General features: G+C 66.2%; 16 protein-coding genes. 6 read left to right on the top strand and 10 right to left on the bottom strand.

Annotation, left to right across the window (positions count from 1 at the left end; genetic code table 11):
- Positions 1 to 65: 65 nt before the first annotated feature.
- From QP415_RS01970 to QP415_RS01950, 5 genes are all read right to left on the bottom strand, one after another.
- A complete protein-coding gene (locus QP415_RS01970) occupies positions 66 to 1,232 on the bottom strand; it encodes a macrolide family glycosyltransferase (protein ID WP_285098302.1) in 1,167 nt (388 codons plus the stop codon).
- A complete protein-coding gene (locus QP415_RS01965) occupies positions 1,225 to 1,863 on the bottom strand; it encodes a TetR/AcrR family transcriptional regulator (protein WP_285098299.1) in 639 nt (212 codons plus the stop codon). The genes QP415_RS01970 and QP415_RS01965 overlap by 8 nt, the downstream gene beginning before the upstream one ends.
- 313 nt (positions 1,864 to 2,176) lie before the next feature.
- Positions 2,177 to 3,700 (bottom strand): IMP dehydrogenase, encoded by a 1,524-nt coding sequence (guaB, locus tag QP415_RS01960; RefSeq protein WP_034474784.1) that lies wholly within the window; start codon positions 3,698 to 3,700, stop codon positions 2,177 to 2,179.
- 101 nt (positions 3,701 to 3,801) lie between these two features.
- Positions 3,802 to 5,076: an AGE family epimerase/isomerase gene (locus QP415_RS01955; protein WP_285098295.1), complete on the bottom strand. Its 1,275-nt coding sequence runs from the start codon at positions 5,074 to 5,076 to the stop codon at positions 3,802 to 3,804.
- Positions 5,077 to 5,192: 116 nt separating this feature from the next.
- Complete coding sequence (locus tag QP415_RS01950) at positions 5,193 to 6,113, bottom strand: MerR family transcriptional regulator (protein ID WP_285098292.1); 921 nt, start codon at positions 6,111 to 6,113, stop codon at positions 5,193 to 5,195.
- A gap of 299 nt (positions 6,114 to 6,412) precedes the next feature.
- Between QP415_RS01950 and QP415_RS01945 the strand changes: the two genes are divergently transcribed.
- Together QP415_RS01945 and QP415_RS01940 are read left to right on the top strand one after the other, a co-directional pair.
- Entirely contained in the window at positions 6,413 to 6,709 is a 297-nt protein-coding gene (locus QP415_RS01945) for a WhiB family transcriptional regulator (RefSeq protein ID WP_003790481.1), read from the top strand.
- An 89-nt stretch (positions 6,710 to 6,798) separates the two neighbouring features.
- Positions 6,799 to 7,611, top strand: coding sequence for a DsbA family protein (locus QP415_RS01940; RefSeq protein ID WP_285098289.1), 813 nt, complete (start codon positions 6,799 to 6,801; stop codon positions 7,609 to 7,611).
- Positions 7,612 to 7,719: 108 nt separating this feature from the next.
- Here the strand turns inward: QP415_RS01940 and groES are convergent, their stop codons facing one another.
- Positions 7,720 to 8,016 (bottom strand): co-chaperone GroES, encoded by a 297-nt coding sequence (gene groES, locus QP415_RS01935; RefSeq protein WP_003790486.1) that lies wholly within the window; start codon positions 8,014 to 8,016, stop codon positions 7,720 to 7,722.
- Between the two features lie 241 nt (positions 8,017 to 8,257).
- Here groES and QP415_RS01930 point away from each other — a divergent pair, with 241 nt between their 5' ends.
- The 4 genes from QP415_RS01930 (at position 8,258) to QP415_RS01915 (ending at position 15,082) form a co-directional block, all read left to right on the top strand.
- Entirely contained in the window at positions 8,258 to 9,499 is a 1,242-nt protein-coding gene (locus tag QP415_RS01930; RefSeq protein WP_285098286.1) for a class I SAM-dependent methyltransferase, read from the top strand.
- Positions 9,500 to 9,564: 65 nt separating this feature from the next.
- Positions 9,565 to 10,734 (top strand): glutamate--cysteine ligase, encoded by a 1,170-nt coding sequence (locus QP415_RS01925; protein WP_048677070.1) that lies wholly within the window; start codon positions 9,565 to 9,567, stop codon positions 10,732 to 10,734.
- Between the two features lie 149 nt (positions 10,735 to 10,883).
- Complete coding sequence (locus QP415_RS01920; RefSeq protein ID WP_285098283.1) at positions 10,884 to 13,514, top strand: bifunctional lysylphosphatidylglycerol flippase/synthetase MprF; 2,631 nt, start codon at positions 10,884 to 10,886, stop codon at positions 13,512 to 13,514.
- A complete protein-coding gene (locus QP415_RS01915) occupies positions 13,511 to 15,082 on the top strand; it encodes an alpha/beta hydrolase (protein ID WP_048677053.1) in 1,572 nt (523 codons plus the stop codon). Before QP415_RS01920 ends, QP415_RS01915 begins: the two co-directional genes overlap by 4 nt.
- A gap of 13 nt (positions 15,083 to 15,095) precedes the next feature.
- On the opposite strand, the gene tsaD is transcribed toward QP415_RS01915, so the two are convergent.
- The 4 genes from tsaD to QP415_RS01895 all read right to left on the bottom strand — a co-directional run bounded on the left by tsaD (position 15,096) and on the right by QP415_RS01895 (position 19,379).
- Positions 15,096 to 16,151 carry a tRNA (adenosine(37)-N6)-threonylcarbamoyltransferase complex transferase subunit TsaD gene (tsaD, locus tag QP415_RS01910; RefSeq protein ID WP_048677052.1) on the bottom strand — a complete coding sequence of 352 codons (1,056 nt, stop codon included), beginning with the start codon at positions 16,149 to 16,151 and terminating at the stop codon, positions 15,096 to 15,098.
- Positions 16,152 to 16,215: 64 nt separating this feature from the next.
- On the bottom strand, positions 16,216 to 16,470 hold the full coding sequence (locus tag QP415_RS01905; protein WP_048677050.1) for a hypothetical protein: 255 nt from the start codon (positions 16,468 to 16,470) through the stop codon (positions 16,216 to 16,218).
- A gap of 189 nt (positions 16,471 to 16,659) precedes the next feature.
- A complete protein-coding gene (locus QP415_RS01900) occupies positions 16,660 to 17,403 on the bottom strand; it encodes a succinate dehydrogenase/fumarate reductase iron-sulfur subunit (protein ID WP_016460287.1) in 744 nt (247 codons plus the stop codon).
- The gene (locus QP415_RS01895; RefSeq protein ID WP_285098278.1) at positions 17,400 to 19,379 is read right to left on the bottom strand and encodes a fumarate reductase/succinate dehydrogenase flavoprotein subunit; all 1,980 of its coding nucleotides are present in this window, start codon (positions 19,377 to 19,379) and stop codon (positions 17,400 to 17,402) included. Before QP415_RS01895 ends, QP415_RS01900 begins: the two co-directional genes overlap by 4 nt.
- Between the last annotated feature and the right edge of the window lie 8 nt (positions 19,380 to 19,387).

Raw genomic sequence — 19,387 nt, 5'->3', positions numbered from 1 at the left:
GTGAGTTTTCGCACCCCTAGGATAGCGCGGGCGGGAGCAGCCCAGCGACTGCTCCCGCCCGCAGTTCACGCTCGATCGAGCTGTTCAAGGATGAGCTTCACCGCTTTTGCGTTGCCCCCTGCGTTCCGCGTCTCTTGGCGAAACGCGGACAGGCGCGCATGGCACTCACGATCCGATAGCACGCGCATTGCCGCCTCACGAAGGACATCGGGAGTTGCTTCGCGGATGTCCAACGCTTCACCCAATCCCAGTTCCTCCACCCGCCGCGCCACAGTCGGCTGGTCATTACCAACAGGAACAACCAGCATCGGTACACCGTAGAAGAGTGCCTCATTGACGCTGTTCATACCGCCGTGGGTAATAAAGAGAGATGCTCGCGAAAGCACCTCGAGCTGCGGAACCCTGCGGCGAACCATCATCGTATGAGGAACGGGTCCTAGGCTCTCGGGGCGCACCGAGTCGCCGATTGCCATGACAACACGCATACCAGTGCTGCCGAAAGCTGCCACGCACCGACGGAAGAACCGTTCGGATTTATTGAGTTCTGTTCCGAGAGATATGTAGACGAGAGACCCACTGCCCTCAGGAGGCTCAAATGGCTCGTGGCGACGTCCATCGATAGATGCACCTACGAATGCATACCGTGATTGAGGAAATTCATTGGCGTACACCTGGAAGCTACGAGGCGTGTAGGTGATGTTGAGAGCAGGGCTATTACGCACAATCTCAGCCTCAAGCTCTCGGAATCGCCAGCCATATCTCCTACTCATAGGTGCAGAAATGAGCGATCTCAGGCGCGGAAAACGGAAGATCGAGGTTAGATACAACCCGCCGTTACGCCCGAAGTCTTCCAGCACATGTTCATTAAGTGCGAAGGTTGAAAATAGCCTAATGGGGACTATCCCCAAACGGTCAGCGAGCGCCTTGCCTGATACAAAAAGCATTTCGTAGATCAGGCAGTCGTATTCTGCGCCAATACGCAGCACCGTCCGATAAGCCGCACGCCAGCAGCGCATGCGATCCTGGAATGGACTCGGGAAGAGGGGATAGTCATCGTAAGGGACAAAACGTGCGCCCGTATTTTCCACCGTTTCTCGCCACGTAGGCGAATGAACATAAGTGACACGATGCCCCATATCAGTGAGCATCCGTGCTAAGCCGAGCGTCGGGTTCGTGTGTCCAGAAAACGGCAAATTCACCATGAGAATGGAGTAGGATTTGCGTTCACTCATAGAAACGACCTACCCCGTTCTTGATAACTGCGATAGCGTCCTCACTGAGTACCTGCGCATCGAAACGCTCGAGGAACGCGGCGATGAAGTCCACCTTTTGACACATTCGCTCATACGTATCCGCAACGATCAGCGGATCGACCCACACATCGACAAGGAGGACCAACACTTCGGCGACTTCATGGGGGAAGATACAGCCGATTTCACCAGACTCCATTCCCTGGCGCAGCATTTGTTCCAGGTGGGGCGCAAGCTTCGTCAGCGAGTGACGCAATGATTCCAGTAAGGCTTCAGGAACCTCACTCACCCAGTTGGCGCGTCCGAGACCACTTTGCGGACTAGACGCGACCATGTGCGTCGCAAGGACCTTCATTCTATCGGTCACCGACGCATCAGATTGCGCAGCAAGGTCTTCGACAAATACGTTGAGATAGCGCCACTCTCCCTCTATAACGGAACGCAGCACCTCCTGCTTTGACGAGAAATGATGATAAATCGCCCCCTTCGACATGCCACTCGTCCTGACGATATCTTGCATGGTGGTCGTGTCGTAGCCCTTCTCTGCGAAGAGCTGACGGGCGGCTACGCAGATCGCTTCCCGGGCACGCTCGGATTTCTCGGCCTGATTCATACAACCTCCATTCCAAACCGACGGTCGGTTTTACTTTAGTTTCCTCCTCCACCCCCAACAAGACAGCCCACTGAAGAGTCCGGATAACAAGACGGGCCACACTGCCACGACTTAACGAAAGAACCAGCTCCCCGTCCTCTTTACACAGCTCCCCACCCACACAGTCGCCACATAAACCCTTGAATGTTTCCAAGACACAACATGCCCGCTACCAACTCAGACAGCGCATCTCCCCCGGTCACCCTTGAAGACAAGAAGCGGGCGGGAGCAGCCCAGCGACTGCTCCCGCCCGTCATGACCTCTCGATCTGCGATTACTTCGCCGACGAGGAGTGGTAGTTCGGCGCTTCCGTCGTCATCTGGACGTCGTGCGGGTGCGACTCGCGCAGGCCCGCGCTGGTGATGCGCACGAAGCGACCGTTGGCCTTGACCTGGGAGATCGTGGAGGCACCCAGGTAGAACATGGTCTGGTGCAGGCCGCCGACGAGCTGGTAGATCACCGAGGCGAGGGAGCCGGTGTAGGGCACCTGGCCCTCGATGCCCTCGGGGACGATCTTATCGTCGGAGGTGACGTCGGCCTGGAAGTAGCGGTCCTTGGAGTAGGACTTGCGCCCGCGCGAGCTCATCGCGCCGAGCGAGCCCATGCCGCGGTAGCGCTTGAACTGCTTGCCGTTGGTGAACACGACCTCGCCGGGGGATTCCTCGCAGCCGGCCAGCAGGGAGCCGAGCATGACGGTGTCGGCGCCGGCCACGAGGGCCTTGCCGATGTCGCCCGAGTACTGCAGGCCGCCGTCCGCGATGAGCGGGACTCCGGCGGGGCCGCAGGCCTGGGCGGCCAGGTGGATCGCGGTGATCTGGGGGACGCCGACGCCGGCGACGACGCGGGTGGTGCAGATCGAGCCGGGACCCACGCCGACCTTGACGGCGTCGACGCCCGCGTCGATGAGGGCCTGCGCGCCCTCGGTCGTGGCGACGTTGCCGCCGATGATGTCGATGCCCTCAAACGTCGGGTCGGCCTTGATGCGGCGGATCATATCGAGGGCGAGCTGGGCACCGCCGTTCGCGGTGTCGACGACGAGGACGTCCACGCCGGCCTCGGCCAGGGCGGTGGCGCGCTCCCAGGTGTCACCCCAGTAGCCGACGGCCGCACCGACGACGAGACGGCCGCGCGAGTCCTTCGTGGCGTTGGGGTACTGCTCGGTCTTGACGAAGTCCTTGACGGTGATGAGGCCGGTCAGGTGGTCGTTCTCGTCGACGATGGGCAGCTTTTCGACGCGGTGTTCGGCCAGCAGGTGCTTGGCGTGTTCGCGGGAGATGCCGACCTGTCCGACGACGAGGCGGTCGCGCGGGGTCATGCAGTCGCGCACGCGCAGGGTGGCCCATTCGCTCTGGGGGACGAAGCGCAGGTCGCGGTTCGTGATGATGCCCAGGAGGGCGCCGTCCTCGTTCACGACGGGCAGGCCGGAGACGCGGTAGTGGCCGCAGAGGCGGTCGAGTTCGTCGATGGTGGCGTCGGGGCCGACGGTCACCGGGTCTTCGACCATGCCGGATTCGCTGCGCTTGACCTGGCGGACTTGCGCGGCCTGTTCCTCGATGGAGAGGTTGCGGTGGAGGATGCCGATGCCGCCCTGGCGGGCCATGGCGATGGCCATGCGCGCCTCGGTGACGGTGTCCATGGCGGCGGACAGGAGCGGGACGCGCAGCGAGATGTTTGTCGTCAGGCGACTGCTCGTGTCAACGGATGAAGGAACGACGTCCGTGAGCTCGGGAAGGAGCAGGACGTCGTCGTAGGTGAGGCCGGTCAGGCCGAAAGGATCATGTGTTGCGAGTTCTCCCATGGGCCAATTGTAGGCGGTCGGTGGCGCTTTCGCGTCCTCGCCTCCGCACATATGCCACAGCCGGGCATGAATGGGACGAGGCCGGGGCGCCCGCGCTGCCCTCAGGAGGTCGCGCTGGGGGTGGACTGGGAGGCGGAGCGGGCGGCGGTTGCGCCGGTGACTGTGAGATGGATCGGGGCGGCGCCTCGTGCCAGCATGCGGGCGGCGGTGAGGGCGTCGGGGCGCCCCTCCCACACGAGCATGGAGACGGAGCCGTCGGGCGCGACTTCGTGGATCCAGCGTCCCATCCCGGCGCGGGCGTGGGAGTCGGCCCAGGCGACGGCGCGGGCGTAGTCGACGGCGAGGTCCTCGGCGCGCGAGGGGTCCACGACCTCGGCGAGGACGCGGGCGGCGCTGGCGGCCTCGCAGACGACCCAGTGCATGCGCTGGGGGGCGGCGACAACGCCTGTGGGGTCGAGGGTGTAGACGATGCCGCCCACGCCTTCGTCCGTCCACCCGTCGGCGAGGGCGCGGTCGTAGAGCGCGGTCGCCGTGTCGATCATCCAGGGGCCGGGTTGTTCGCCCATGTGGGTGAGGATGGCGTAGGCCTGCCCGATGAGGCGAGCGGCTTTGAATCCGAGGCCGGGGAGGGTATCTCCGGGGCGGATGAGCTCGACGGGGGCTTGGTCGGCCGAGGCAGGCAGGGGGCGCCATTCCTCGTCGTAGAGGTCGGGCAGGGCGAAGCCGCAGCGCGCGGCGATCTCGCCGACGAGGCGCAGGATTGAGCGCGCGCGGTCGAACCAGACGCGCTCCCCCGTCGCTTCCCAGGCCGCCAGGTAGGCCTGCGCGGTGTCGAGGTTGGTGGAGAGGCGACGCAGGGGCGAGCGCTTGCCAGTCGCGGCCTCGATCTCCTCGCGCACGGCACCGGCGCACGGGTCCCACCAGCGCTGATCCTGGTCCGCTTCAAGGTCGGCGAGCAGATCGCGTGCCTCATCGTGCCCGACCATCACAGCGGCGGCCGCAGCGCCGATCATCGCCGACTGGGCGCGCTGAGAGAAGATCGCTCGAGGAACGGGGGTCGCCCTATTTTCCGACGTGGGAACGACCTCGGCGTACCAGGAGCCATTCGGAGCGCGCAGGGGTCCGATAAGGGCGGCGAGGCCGTGGCTGACCAGGTGCGCGGCCCCCTCAATGCCTCGCATCTGCGCGAGGGCGAAGACGTGCGTCATGCGCGCGCTGATGCGCGCGTCGAGCGGGCGTCCGAGGTCCACCTGACCGTCGGCGCGCAGGAAGGCGAAACCGACCCGCGCCTTCGACCGGGAAGCGAAGGCGACGAGCGCGTCAAAATCAGCGTCAAAAGCACGGCGCAGATCTTCGTTGTTCCAGGGGGCGTTCATGACTGTTCTCCTGCCGGTACGTGCCTTCACGGTATCACCTGTCCAGGCACCGCGGGTGGAGGTGGGGGCCGCGTGCGCGCAGTTGAGCGCACAATTGCGAGTGAGCCGTCAAGGCGTCAGGAGCGGCCGACGAGCTCCAGGTCGGCCTGGGGCGCGAGGAGGGCGAGGGCCTCCTCGACGCAGGCGCTGATGGTGCGCACGCGCTGCACCTGGGGCGAGAGGATTTCGGGGGCGTCCGCGCCGACCATGATCGTGGGCACTCCGTATCGTGCGACGAGGTTTTCCACCGTTTGCGCACACTCGGGACCACATCCGAGGACGACGGTGAGCGCGGGCACGCCTCCGCGCACGTACTCGCGGAAGCGTTCGGTGGTGCTGATGCCGCCGTAGTTTTCGCTGGAGAGCATGCGCGCGTCGCAGCCGTACCAGGCCAGAGCGACGCCGATGACCTGGGCGGCGGTCTCGTGGAGCGAGTCGGAGATGATCGCGACGCGGTCCCCGCCGATGAGGGCGCGCGTGGGCCGCGACTGGTAAGCGCAGCGGCATACGCGCTGGAAGGCGTTGACGAGCATGATGGCGGGCGAGGATCCGACCGGGTCGCCGCCGGGTGCGGATCGCAGAGATTTGAGGGCGGGTTCGACGAAGCGTGACCACGTATGGACGAGGCCGTGGCTGGCGACCGCCGATTCGAGCACTTCCTCGAGGCGCTCGTAGTCGTCGGCGAGGACCACGGTGCGCAGCTGTGCGGCGTTGTCGGGGCCGGATTGGGGCAGGCGTGCCCGTTCGGCCAGGGCACGTTTGGCCGCCTCGGCGGCGGGCAACCCGGCGCGCACGTGGTGGATCATGGCGCGCAGGCGTTCAACGTCCTCGGGCAGGTAGCGACGGCGCGCTCCGGCTTCTCGTTGCGCGGGGCCGAGGCCGTAGCGTCGTTCCCAGGTACGCAGCGTCGACGCTGACACGCCGAGTTCGTCGGAGACGGAGGAGACGGTACGGGAGCGGTCGGCGAGAGCCGACTGCTCGATGATCGCCCGTGGCATGCCTGCTCCTCTCCGCATTGTGTCGGTGTTTGTCCGGTACCCCGATTCTTGCGTGTGAGAAGCTGACACGCCACAGGAACGACCCCACGCACACACAAAAAGTTGTTCATAAAGTTATTCACTGCTCGTTCAACTCGCGTGCCTGAGTTTTTTCGGGGTTTTAACAGTCCAGACCCCCACATGCTGAGAACTGGATCATAATTCGAGAAAGATCCTTGAATAACTACCGCGCAAGTGTCTATTCTTGCCGACATCGTGTGCCGAAAATGTCGGCACGACAGACATGAAGGAGGCACCCAATGACTGACGTCTCCCGTCTGCCCGGACCCATGATCGATGCGTGGGAATGGCAGTACGAAGCGGCGTGCCGTGACCTGGACACCGAGCTGTTCTTCCACCCCGAGGGTGAGCGCGGCTCCACACGCCGACGCCGCGCGGCGAACGCCAAGGCGATCTGCGCAACCTGCCCGGTGATCGAGCAGTGCCGGTCCTACGCTCTAGCCGCCCAGGAGCCCTACGGCATCTGGGGTGGAATGACCGAAGAAGAACGACGCGAAGAAATCCGCTCCTCCGGGCGCGGTCGCCGCGTCTCCTAACGCGCATCCATTGTTCGGTGCGGCATCGCCACCGCGGTGCCGCACCTTTTTACTGCCCACCCAAACGCCCATCCTCTCCGGGAGCTCGCATGACCGACAACGACAACAAGGCCTCGCAGAACAAGGCCGAGGACGCCCCGACCAACCTGTACAAGACGCTCTTCTTCGTGACCGCGCCGATCACGGCGATCCTCGCGGGCGCATGCGTGTGGATGGGCGTCCAGCTCTCCTCCACCTCTCCGGCGGGTCAGGCCACCCCTACGGCGACGCCGACAGCGGCCGCTCAGATGCCGCAGAATACGGAGACTGCGGCTCCCAGCCAGACGAACGCGAGCAATCTGGAGATCATGAAGTCGTTCGTGCGCCACCAGGCTGACGACCCGCAGGCGAAGGGCGACATCAACGCTCCCGTGACGATGGTTCTCTTCTCCGATTTTGCGTGCCCCTATTGCACGAAGTACGCCCAGGAGATCGACCCGGCGCTGGCTGACCTCGTCGCGGATGGCACGCTGCGCGTGGAGTGGTACGACCTGGCGCAAATCACCGAGACCTCTCCCCTGGCCGCGCAGGCGGGCATCGCAGCCGGCGAGCAGGGCAAGTTCTGGGAGTTCCACGACGTGGTCTACGCGGCGGCTGACCCGACCGGGCACCCGCAGTACTCCGAGCAGGCTCTCGTTGATTTCGCGGCCCAGGCGGGTGTGCCCGACCTGGACAAGTTCCGCGCAACGATGCTCGCCGACCACACCGTCTCCAAGGTGAAGGCCGCCAAGGAACAGGCTCACCAGGCGGGTATCAGCGGCACGCCCACGATGTTTATCAACAAGGCGTTCGTCAGCGGTTACCGGGACGCCTCCTACATCCGCAACACGATCCTCGAACAGGCGGCACAGTCCGCTTCCTGATACGAGGCCTCGCGCCGCACGGATGCACGACGCGGAAGACACGAACAAAAGGGCGGCCCGGAAGGATTCCTTCCGGGCCGCCCCTGTAGCGTTCAGTGTGCGAAGCGCTCAGCGCTCCACGACCGCCAGCACGTCACGCGAGGACAGGATCTGGAACTCCTGGCCGTCGTACTTGACCTCGGTGCCGCCGTAGCGCGAGTAGATGACCACGTCGCCGACCTTGACGTCGACGGGAATGCGGTTGCCGTTGTCGTCCACGCGGCCGGGGCCCACGGCGATAACTTCGCCTTCCTGCGGCTTCTCCTTGGCGGTGTCCGGAATGACCAGGCCGGAGGCGGTGGTCTGCTCGGCCTCAACCTGGCGGATGACGATGCGGTCCTCGAGGGGCTTGATGGAGATCGACATTGTCGCTCCCTTTCTTTTTTGTCACGAAGGTGCTCGTCCGTTCCCTGCCGTCGCGGGGGTCAGGTGCGGGACCGGTCGCGGGTTTTCCCGCGCTTCCTCCACGAGTGTAGGCGCGGTCCTGGCACTCGGGCAAGCCGAGTGCCAGGCGCGTTCACCCTGGGCGAGACTCGGCCCGCACTATCCGCACCCGACCGCACACCCACAGACGACCTCGCCGCCGAAGAGATGGGACAATAAGCAGGTGAGCGCCCTGACCCCTATTCTGTCCTCCCCCGGCTGGGAGCTGCTGGAATCCCTGCAGGCCAAGCAGGCCGCCAACCCGATTCCCCTGCCGGAGCTCGGCTCTGCCCTGCGAGCCTCCGGCCTCGACGCGGAGCTGGTGGTCGCCGTCCTCACCCAGCTCGCCCTGCGCCAGGCTGCGCGCGCCAAGTTCGGCCCCTTCGCCTCGCACATGGTGTTCACGCGCGACGGCCTCGAGCAGGCCACGCGCCTCGTCGTGGCCGCCCGGCATGCCCAGCGATTCCGGGACTGCGGTGCGAGCCGCGTCGCGGACCTGGGCTGCGGCATCGGGTCGGATGCCATGGCGATCGCCGGCCTGGGCATGGACGTGCTGGCCGTCGACATCGACCCCGACGCCGCGGGGGCCGTGGCCGCGAACCTGCGCGCCTTCGAGGGCTCCGAGGTGCGTCTGGGGGACGTCACCGACCTCGACATGGGCGAACTGGCCGAAGAAGGCGTCGACGCAATCTTCGCGGATCCCGCCCGACGCACGGGAGCCTCGCGCGGATCGGCGCGCATCACGGACCCGGAGCAGTGGTCCCCTCCCCTCTCTCTCGCCCTGGGCTGGGCCTCCACGATCGACCGCGTCGGCATCAAGGTCGCGCCGGGCATCGCGTACGAGCACATCCCCTCCTCCTGGCACGCGCAGTGGGTGAGCGTGGGCGGCGACCTCGTCGAGGCCTCGCTCTGGTCTCCCGCACTGTCCCCCGAGGGGCGGGGGCGTTCGTGCCTCCTCCTCGACGAGGCCGGGGCCGCCCATTCGCTCTCCACGCCCGAGGGCTTCGCGCCGAACGCGCCAGCGCCCCGCGTGGAGGTTACTCCCCTGGGCGCGATGGTTGCCGAACCCGACAGCGCGGTCATCCGCGCGGGCCTCCTGGGGCGTCTCGCACAGGACGTCGGTGCCGGCATCGTGTCCGACAAGATCGCCTACCTGACAGGGGATGACCTGCCCAACTCTCCCTTCTACGACCGTTTCGAGGTCCTCGCGGTGACCAACCTGCGGGCAAAGGCAATTTCTGTCGAGCTGCGCTCGCGCGGGGCGGGCAGCGTCGAAATCAAGAAGCGCGGAGCAGACATCAACCCGGACGACCTGCGTAAATCCTTGAAATTGGGCGGCGGAGGCGAGCAGCTGACCATCATCGCGACGCGCGTCGACGGGCGTCACCGCGCGATCATCTGCCGACGGTTGGCTAAAAACCTGTAAGGAAGCTCTCGGCCGCCACTGGGCCCCTGCCTGCCAGAATGGAGGCAGCCAGCGAAAGGATCGACATGTCTTTGCCCTTCGGTTCCTCCCAGCGCTCCACGATTGGGGTCGAGTGGGAGCTCCAGCTCGTTGACCGTGATTCCCACGACCTGCGTCAAAGCGCGGACGCCATCATCGACCGCGCCACAACCGACGGCAAGCTCTACCCGGGCGTGCACCGCGAGATGCTCCTCAACACGATCGAGGTCGTCTCCAAGCCACGTGCGACCGTCGCCGAGTGCATGGCCGACCTCATGGACTGCGTTGACTACTTGACTCCGCTGGCCTCGGACCTGCGCATCGACCTGGCGACCGCCGGCACCCACCCCTTCGCGCGCCCAGGCCGACAGCGCGTCACCGATTCGCAGCGCTACGCGCAGCTGGTCGAGCGCACCGCCTACTGGGGGCACCAGATGCTCCTGTACGGCGTCCACGTCCACGTCGGCGTCGAGGACCGCGCGAAGATCCTGCCGATCCAGGCCGCCCTCACCGCACACCTGGGCCACCTGCAGGCCATCTCCGCATCCTCCCCCTTCTGGGCGGGCGAGGACACCGGCTACGCATCCAATCGCGCGATGGTCTTCCAACAGCTGCCCACCGCCGGTATCCCGCGCCAGTTCGCCACGTGGGAGGACCTTGAGGCCTACACGGACGACATGATCCGCACGGGCGTCATCGAGGGATTCGACGAGGTCCGCTGGGACATCCGCCCCTCCCCCGCCTTCGGCACGATCGAGAACCGGGTGTACGACGCGGCGACGAACGCGACCGAGGTCGGCATTTTCGCAGCCTTCACCCACGTCCTCGTCGAGCACTTCTCGCGCCTGTACGACGCGGGCGAGCCGCTACCCGTCCTACCGGACTGGTTCGTCGCCGAAAACAAGTGGCGCTCCGCCCGCTACGGCATGGACGCAACCCTCATCGTCTCGCGCGACGGCGCAACCGAGAGCGCCCGCGACGGCATCGCACGACTGAAGGAGGAGCTGGCCCCCGTGGCCGAGGACCTGGGATGCGCGCGCGAGTTCGCGGGCCTTGAGACGATCCTGGCGATCGGCGCGTCCTACGAGCGTCAGCGCGCCGTCGCGGCGGCCGCCCGCCCCGGTCAGGGCCTCGACGCAGTGGTGGATCTCATGCGCGCCGAAATGAGCGCTGGACGCCCCCTCGCCCTCGCCGAATTCGCAACCCTGAACGCCTAAACGCGTGCAACAAGTTGCCCCACGCCTCCACCCGGGCGTGGGGTTTTGTCATCATCGCCACACGTTCCCAGCACACTGTCAGCGCACTCCCAGAACACCGCCGTATCCTTAAAGCGGCCGTTAAACTGAAGCTGAGAGGACACTCGCCCGTGGTGCAGGAAGCAACGCAGTCACCCGAATCCGAACACGTTCCATCCACGCTTGCCAAGGTCCTCACCCCGGTTGGAACTACCCTGCAGACCCTCTGGCTCCTGCTCTCCTCGCTCGCGCGACTCACCGTCCGCTGGCTCTCGCGCTGCCCCGCCACAGCGGTCCTGACCGTCGCGTTGATCATCGCCTCGGCGAGCTACTGGGTATGGCGTGGCCAGTTCCAAGCCCTCGAAGCCGACCCGTCCAGCCCCCACTGGTGGGCCATCCTCTCCTCCGTCGGCGCGGTTCCCGGCAACTTCATCGCGACGGCCGTGCTCGGCATCATCGTCATGATCGTCGCGGGCGGCGCGGCCGAGCGGCACCTGGGTACCCGCGCGTGGATCGCCGCCGCCGCGGCCGGACAGATCGTCGGCGTCGCCGCCACCTGGCTGACGCTGCCGCTCCTCACCCGCTTCTTCTCCACCTGGGGACAGACCATCGACGCGGGAAGCCTGTGGGGCACCAGCCTCGTCCTCGTCGCGCTCGTGGGTGCGGCCGCGCAATCGCTGGCCTCCCACTGGCGCTGGCGCGCACACTTCCTTCTCATCGGCATCCTCGTGCTGTCGGCCGCGATCCTCGGGTCGGCGATCTCCTACGCGCGCGTCTGGGCTCTTCTCGCGGGCATGGTGGCCGCGCGGCTTGCTGGCGTGCGCGGCCCGCGCACCGACTCGCGCGACGACATCACGATCGGCCGCCAGCTCGCCTCCGTCTCCGCCCTGTGTTGGGCGTGCGCGGCTACCCTGACGGTCGTGGCCTCGTCCCCCGAGGGCCCTCTCGGGCAGATGCGCTGGTCGCTGGGACCGGCGTGGTGGCTCGAAGGACGCACGGGCATCATCGCAACCCTCCTGTGTCTGGCACCCATCACGCTTCAGCTCATCTTCGCCTACGGCTTGCGTAAGGGCCGTCGCGCCGCCTACTACGGCACCCTCATCCTGCAGCTCGTTCTCGGCCTCTCGACCGTCGCGTCGACGGCTACTGCCCTCGCCCAGGGCACCGACGAGAACGGCATGGCCAGGCCCGAGCTCGTGACCACGGCGTCGCTCCTCCTCGTCCCCGTCATCCTCAACATCGCCCTGTGCGCCATCACGTGGTCGGTGCGCCGCGCCTTCACCATCCACGCGGTGCCTTCCACGACCTCGACCCTGCTGCGCCGCTGGCTGATCCTCATGGCGGCCTGCGCGGGCGCTGTCCTCGTCCTTGGTTTCCTCACGAGCGACTCGTTCGTCCCCCTCGACGCTCTCAACTCCGGCGATGAGCTCACTGTCACCGACTACGCCTCACCGTTGCAGATCTTCCACGACTACCTGCTCGCTCTGCTCCCCACGGCAACCGCCTCGATCTTCGAGCCGTCCCTCGTTCCGATGACCCTCTTCGCCGAGGCACCGGTCCAGTGGGTGCCCCTCGTCGCCTGGGTGGGCACGCTCGTGATCATCCTGAGCGCGCTGCTGGCCAGGCCTCGTATCCCGCAGTCCTCACCGCTCGAGCGCCTCACGCCGCTCCTGCGCGCCCACGGCGGCGGCACGCTCGGATGGATGCAAACGTGGGCGGGCAACCAGGTGTGGGTGTCTGAGTCGGGCGAGGCGGGGGCCGCCTACCGCGGGTCGGGCGGCGTCGCGCTGACGGTCACCGACCTCGCGTACGAACCGGGCAAGGCCACCGAAGCCATCGCACAGTTCGCGTCCTTCGCGTCCTCCGCGGGCCTGACCCCCGCGCTCTACTCGGTCCACGAGGAACTCGCGCAGGCCGCGCGCGAGGAGGGCTGGACGATCATGCAGGTCGCCGAAGAATCCCTGCTCGACCTGCCCGATCTCGCCTTTAAGGGCAAGGCCTACCAGGACGTGCGCACCGCCATGAACCACGCGACCCGCGAGGGTGTGTCGGCTGTGTGGACCACCTGGGACGAGTGCCCGGCGGGATGGCGCGACCAGATCACGGTCATTTCCGACACGTGGAGCGCCGACAAGGCCCTGCCCGAGATGAGCTTTACGCTCGGTGGCGTGCGCGAACTCGCGGTTCCCGAAACACGCATCCTGGTCGCCATCGACGAGGAATCGACGATCCACGCCGTCACCTCATGGCTGCCCATCTACCGCGACGGAACGGTCATCGGCCTCACCCTGGACGTCATGCGTCGGCGCGCAAGCGGGTGGCGCCCCGCGATCGAGTTCCTCATCGGCAAGGCCGCCCTGGCCGCACAGGAGGAAGGCCTGGAGATCCTCTCCCTGTCGGGCGCTCCCCTGTCGCGCTCGGCCGACGACACCTCGGCGTTCGGGCCTCTCACCGACGCACTCGCGGCCATCATGGAGCCGCTCTACGGCTTCACATCGCTGCACGCGTTCAAGCGCAAATTCAAGCCCCGCACACAGTCCCTCTATCTGGCGGTTCCGGATCCGGCCTCGCTCGCAACCGTCGGCCTGGCCATCTCGCACGCATACGTGCCCCACGTATCCCCCGCGCAGACCCTCACGCTCGTCGCTTCGGTCAGCGGCGGACTGGCCAAACTCGCCGCGAAAGGCGTGGGCGATCTGCGGTCCACGCGCGCGGCCTCGCGCGAGGTCGCGCAGGCCCAGGCCGGGAAGGACAAGCAATGAGCGTTATTGGAAACATTCCGCTGACCTCGCTGACAACCCTCGTCGTTGTCGGAGCACTCGCCCTCGTCGCCCTGCTGGGTGGGGCGGCCCTGCTGGCGCGCTCTGAGCCCTCGCGCTGCCCGGGACGGGCGAGGCGATGGCTGGGTCGCACCGCCATCCTCCTCGTCCCCACGATCCTCCTCGCGTCGGCGGGTGGGTTGGTCTTCAATCGTTCGCTCGTCCTCGTGAAAACCAGCGGCGACCTGGGAAACCTCATCATGTCGACCGTCGTCGGCTCGACCACCCAGACCGGGGGCGAGGCCGACGTCGAGGCGCAGTCAGCTTCCGCATCCGAACTCGACGCAACCTTCACGACCGCCGACGACGGAATGCTGGAAACCACCTGGACCGGCCCATCGAGCGGGATCACCCAACCGGTCGACGTCATTACGCCGACCGGATATTCGACGACTGACGGCAAGACCTACGGCGTCATCGAGCTCCTACACGGTTACCCGGGCGGCCCCGACGGAATCCTGCAAGGCCTCGGCATCCAACAGGAACTGGACAAGGCCATTGCCGCAGGCATCATCCCGCCGGCGATCGTCGTCGCCCCCGGTCTCAACGTCGATGAGGAAGCGCACGACTGCGCTGACATCGAAGGGCGCCCAGCCGTGTACACGTGGGTCTCCCACGACGTCCCCGAGATGATTCGGCACAACTTCCCCAACACGACGTCCAACCGCGATGGCTGGATGATCGGCGGCTTCTCCGCGGGCGCCTACTGCGCGATCTGGACCGCTCTGCGTACCCCGCAGACCTACGGGGCTGCCGCGTCGCTGTCCGGCTACGACACGCAGATCGAGGGACAGATGACCAACCAGGGGGACCAGTACCTCGCCGACAACACGCTGTCGACCATGCTGGCGAACCGCACGCCGGACGGGCTGCGCATCTACGCGATGGCAGCCGGAGACGACGCGGTTGGCGGCGCCTACACCGCCCTCAAGATGGCCTCGGCCGTCAAAGATCCTGACTCGGTCACCACGGATGTCCCGCCGACCGGCGGACATACGGGCCCCCTCTGGAGCGAACACATCCCCAACATGCTGGCCTGGTGGGGTTCTTCTGATCGCGTCGCCCGCGCCGTAGGTTCCACGCCGACGGCGGCTACCGCTCAGTCATCCGAGGCCTACGAATCCGTCGAGCCGGTGACCACCGTGACCCACGAAGTTCGGCCAACCGCTCCGAACGGCTACGTGACGCTCGGCATCCTCATCGTCGGGGTTCTTATCTCCCTCGTCCTCGCCTGGCACTTCGCGCCGCGCTGGCAGCTGGGCCGCCACGACGAGGGGACCGACGAGGAGCACGGCGAGCACCACGCGCGTCACCGCGCGCAGCGCTCGGGCCGGTTCAATGCACTCCCCCGCCCAGTGCTCAGCGCACTCGGATACCTGGCACGGCTCACCGCGCTGGGCGCCGCAGTCGGGAGCGCCGCAGCACTCATCGGCATTGCCTCCAACATGGTGGGCGGCTTCTACACCTCGTGGAGCTCGATCGCCGAAAGCTTCGTGGCCGGCCTGCGCTAACAGCGCGCCAGCTTCAGGCGCGGGGCGCCATGTAGGTCGTCGTCAGCTCCATGCCCGAGTCCGGGGAGAAATCCCAGTCCGAGGGCGGCAGGCCTGCGGCGACCAGCTCCGAGCCAATCGCAGCGATCTGAGCGCCATTGTCCGTGCAGAAGCGCAGCGGAGGCATACGGACGGCGACACCCGCGGCCTCGGCTCGCTCCGTCAGGAGGGCGCGCAGGCGCGAATTCGCGGAGAAACCGCCGCCCACGACGATCGTGTTGCACCCGGTGTCCAAGGCCGCTCGCACGGCCTTCGCCGTCAGAGAGTCGTTAACTGCCTCGGAGAACGCCGCGCAGACGTTTTCCTTGCTGACACTCTCACCTCGTGCGGTCGCGCCCTCGATGTAGCGGGCGACAGCCGTCTTCAGGCCCGAGAACGAGAAGTCGTACTTGTGGCGTTCCTTGTCCTTACCTGCGGCCAGGCCGCGCGGGAAACGGATTGCCTCGCGGTCCCCCTGCTGGGAGAGGCGGTCCACGTGCGGGCCGCCCGGGTAGGGCAGGTCAAGGAGACGCCCGACCTTGTCGAAGGCCTCACCGGCCGCATCGTCCAGGGTCCCGCCGAGCTCGACGACATCCGTCGCGATATTACGGATCTCGAGGATGTTCGAGTGCCCACCCGAGACCACGAGGCCGATAAAGTGATCGGGCAGCGGCCCCTCGGCGAGCTTATCGACCGCGAGGTGACCGATCACGTGGTTGACGCCGTACAGGGGCTTGCCCAGGGACGAGGCCAGGGCCTTCGCCGCGCAAATACCAACGGTCAGAGAACCGACGAGGCCCGGTCCAGCGGCCACCGCGATCGCGTCGACGTCCGCAAGGGTGACGTCTGCCTCGTCGAGCGCGGCGTGCAGCGTCGGCAGGAAGGACTCAAGGTGCGCGCGCGATGCAATCTCGGGGATGATACCGCCGTAACGCGCGTACTCATCCATCGACGTCGCCGTGCGGTCGACGAGCAGCTGCGTGCCACGCACGAGGCCGACGCCGGTCTCATCGCAGGTTGACTCAATACCAAGGACCAGGGGTTCACTCACGTCCCCTAGTTTAGGACGCACCAGCGGGCGCCGCCGCACACGCGCGGGCGCACAGCCCGACGAGTCAGGAGTCGGCGTCGACCTGATCCCCAGAACGCGCGTTCGCAACGAACATCGCGACGCCCGCAACGGCAAAGACCAGCAGGCTCCACGGGAACAGCGAATCCGCGATCGGCTTGATCTGAGGCGACCCGAATAGAACGCCCAGGAGCAGGAGGATCGACAGAATCGCAAAGACAATCATCGCCGTGATGCCGATGGTCGCGCTGACCCAGTAACGCCGCGTGTGCGTGTTCGGGCCGGTTTCATCGAAGTGCATGGCAGGACTCCTCTCTGAGCCGATGATCCTTTCATCATCATACGCCCCGCACCGCCGCATGATTGGCACTTTGGATCAGGCTGCGCCGAGGCCCCCACGAGAAGGAGACTACGGCGGGTTATGGGGGTAACAACGCGAGAGGGCCCGGCGCATACGCGCCGGGCCCTCCGTGAGGCCACTCCAGATCGATCAGACGCCCTTGAAGGCAGCCTTGCCGAGCTGGCGGTTGAGGTTTGCGATCACGTCGAGCGGGATCTGCTTGGGGCACACCGCCGCGCACTCACCGATGTTCGAGCAGGAGCCGAAGCCTTCCTCGTCCATCTGGTTGAGCATGTTGACCACGCGCTTGTAGTTCTCGGGCTTGCCCTGCGGGAGCAGGCCGAGGTGCGTGACCTTCGCGGAGGTGAACAGCATCGCGGACGCGTTCGGGCAGGCAGCCACGCACGCACCACAGCCGATGCATGCGGCAGCCTCGAACGCGCGATCCGCGTCCTGCTTCGGAACCGGGGTCGCGTGTGCGTCGGGGGCTGCACCCGTGTTCACGGAAATGTAGCCGCCGGCCTGGATGATGCGATCCAGCGCGGAGCGGTTGACCACGAGGTCCTTGATGATCGGGAAGCCCTCTGCACGCCACGGCTCGATCGTGATGACGTCACCGTCGTTGAAGGAACGCATGTGCAGCTGGCAGGTCGTGGTGACCTCCGGGCCGTGCGCGATACCGTTGATGACGATGCCACACTGACCGCAGATACCCTCGCGGCAGTCGGAGTCGAAGGCGATGGGTTCCTCGCCGCGTGCGAAGAGCTCTTCGTTCAGGACGTCGAGCATCTCCAGGAACGAGGACTCTTCCGAGATTCCCTTCACCTGGTATTCATGAATTGCGCCCTTGTCTTCGGGACCGTTTTGGCGCCAGATCCTCAGTGTCAGGTTCACTTGTAGCTCCGCTGCTTCAGCTCGATGTCGTTGTAAATCAGGTCTTCCTTGTGGAGGATCGGGGGCTCGCCGTCACCGGCAAACTCCCAGGCCGCCACGTACAGGAACTTGTCGTCGTGACGCAGGGCCTCGCCCTCGGGAGTCTGGGACTCCGCGCGGAAGTGGCCACCACACGACTCTTCGCGGTGCAGGGCGTCGATGCACATGAGCTCGCCCAGCTCCATGAAGTCAGCCACGCGGCCGGCCTTCTCGAGGGACTGGTTGAGTTCGCCGATCGACTTGCCGGGAACGCGAACGTTCTTCCAGTAGTCGGCACGCAGCTCACGGATCAGACCGATGGCCTTCTTCAGGCCCGCCTCGGTGCGCTCCATGCCGCAGTACTCCCACATGATCTTGCCCAGCTCCTTGTGGAACGAATCCACGGAGCGAGTGCCATTGATCGACATGAGGGTGTCGATGCGTCCCTGAGCGGACTCGAGAGCTTCCTTGACGGAAGGCGAGTTCTCGTCCAGCTTGGGCAGGTGGAAGCAGTGCGCCAGGTAGTCGTTGATCGTGTTGGGCAGGACGAAGTAGCCGTCCGACAGGCCCTGCATGAGCGCCGAGGCGCCCAGGCGGTTAGCGCCGTGGTCGGAGAAGTTCGCCTCGCCGGCCACGTACAGACCGGGCAGGTTCGACTCGAGGTCGTAGTCAACCCACAGGCCACCCATGGTGTAGTGGACGGCCGGGTAGATGCGCATGGGCACCTCGTAGGGGTTGTCGCCCGTGATGCGCTCGTACATGTCGAAGAGGTTGCCGTACTTCGCGGAGACGGCCGCCTTGCCCATGCGGGAGATGGCCTCGGAGAAGTCGAGGTAGACGCCGCGGGCGACACCGTCGATCTTCGGGCCGACGCCACGGCCCTCGTCGCACATGTTCTTGGCCTGGCGCGACGCGATGTCGCGGGGCACGAGGTTACCGAAGGAGGGGTAGATGCGCTCCAGGTAGTAGTCGCGATCCTCTTCGGGGATGTCGCGCGGGTCCTTCTCGCAGTCCTCGGCGCGCTTGGGCACCCAGATGCGGCCGTCGTTACGCAGCGACTCCGACATAAGGGTCAGCTTCGACTGCTGGTCGCCGTGCTGGGGGATGCACGTGGGGTGGATCTGCGTGAAGCAGGGGTTGCCGAAGTAGGCGCCCTTGCGGTACGCACGCCAGATGGCGGTCGCGTTGCAGCCCATCGCGTTGGTGGACAGGAAGAACACGTTGCCGTAGCCGCCGGTGGCCAGGACGACCGCGTCGGCGATGAAGGTCTCGAGCTTGCCGGTGGACATGTCGCGGGCGATGATGCCGCGCGCCTTGCCCTCGTCGACGATGAGCTCGACCATTTCGTGACGCGAGTGCTCGGTGACGGTGCCCGCGGCGACCTGACGCTCGAGCGCCTGGTAGGCGCCGATCAGGAGCTGCTGGCCGGTCTGGCCACGCGCGTAGAACGTACGGGACACCTGCACGCCACCGAAGGAGCGGTTGTCGAGGAGGCCGCCGTACTCGCGGGCGAAGGGAACGCCCTGCGCGACGCACTGGTCGATGATGTTGGCGCTGACCTCGGCGAGGCGGTAGACGTTGTCCTCACGGGCGCGGTAGTCGCCGCCCTTGACCGTGTCGTAGAAGAGACGGTAGACGGAGTCGTTGTCGTTGCGGTAGTTCTTCGCGGCGTTGATACCACCCTGCGCGGCGATGGAGTGCGCGCGGCGGGCGGAGTCCTGGTAGAAGAACACGTCGACGTTGTAGCCCATTTCGCCGAGCGAGGCGGCGGCAGCGCCGCCTGCCAGGCCGGAGCCGACGATGATGACGCGCAGCTTGCGGCGGTTAGCGGGGTTGACCAGCGCGGCGGTGAACTTACGCTGCTCCCAGCGCTGCGCGATCGGAACGTCGTGGGGGGCCTTCGTATCGGCGATCTTCTCGCCTTCACGGTAGAGGCCGTGGATGAGTGTATCGGTCATGATTGCGT

Source organism: Pauljensenia sp. UMB3104, from assembly GCF_030217285.1.
Taxonomy (GTDB): domain Bacteria; phylum Actinomycetota; class Actinomycetes; order Actinomycetales; family Actinomycetaceae; genus Pauljensenia.
This window is presented reverse-complemented; position numbering and strand designations above follow the sequence as displayed.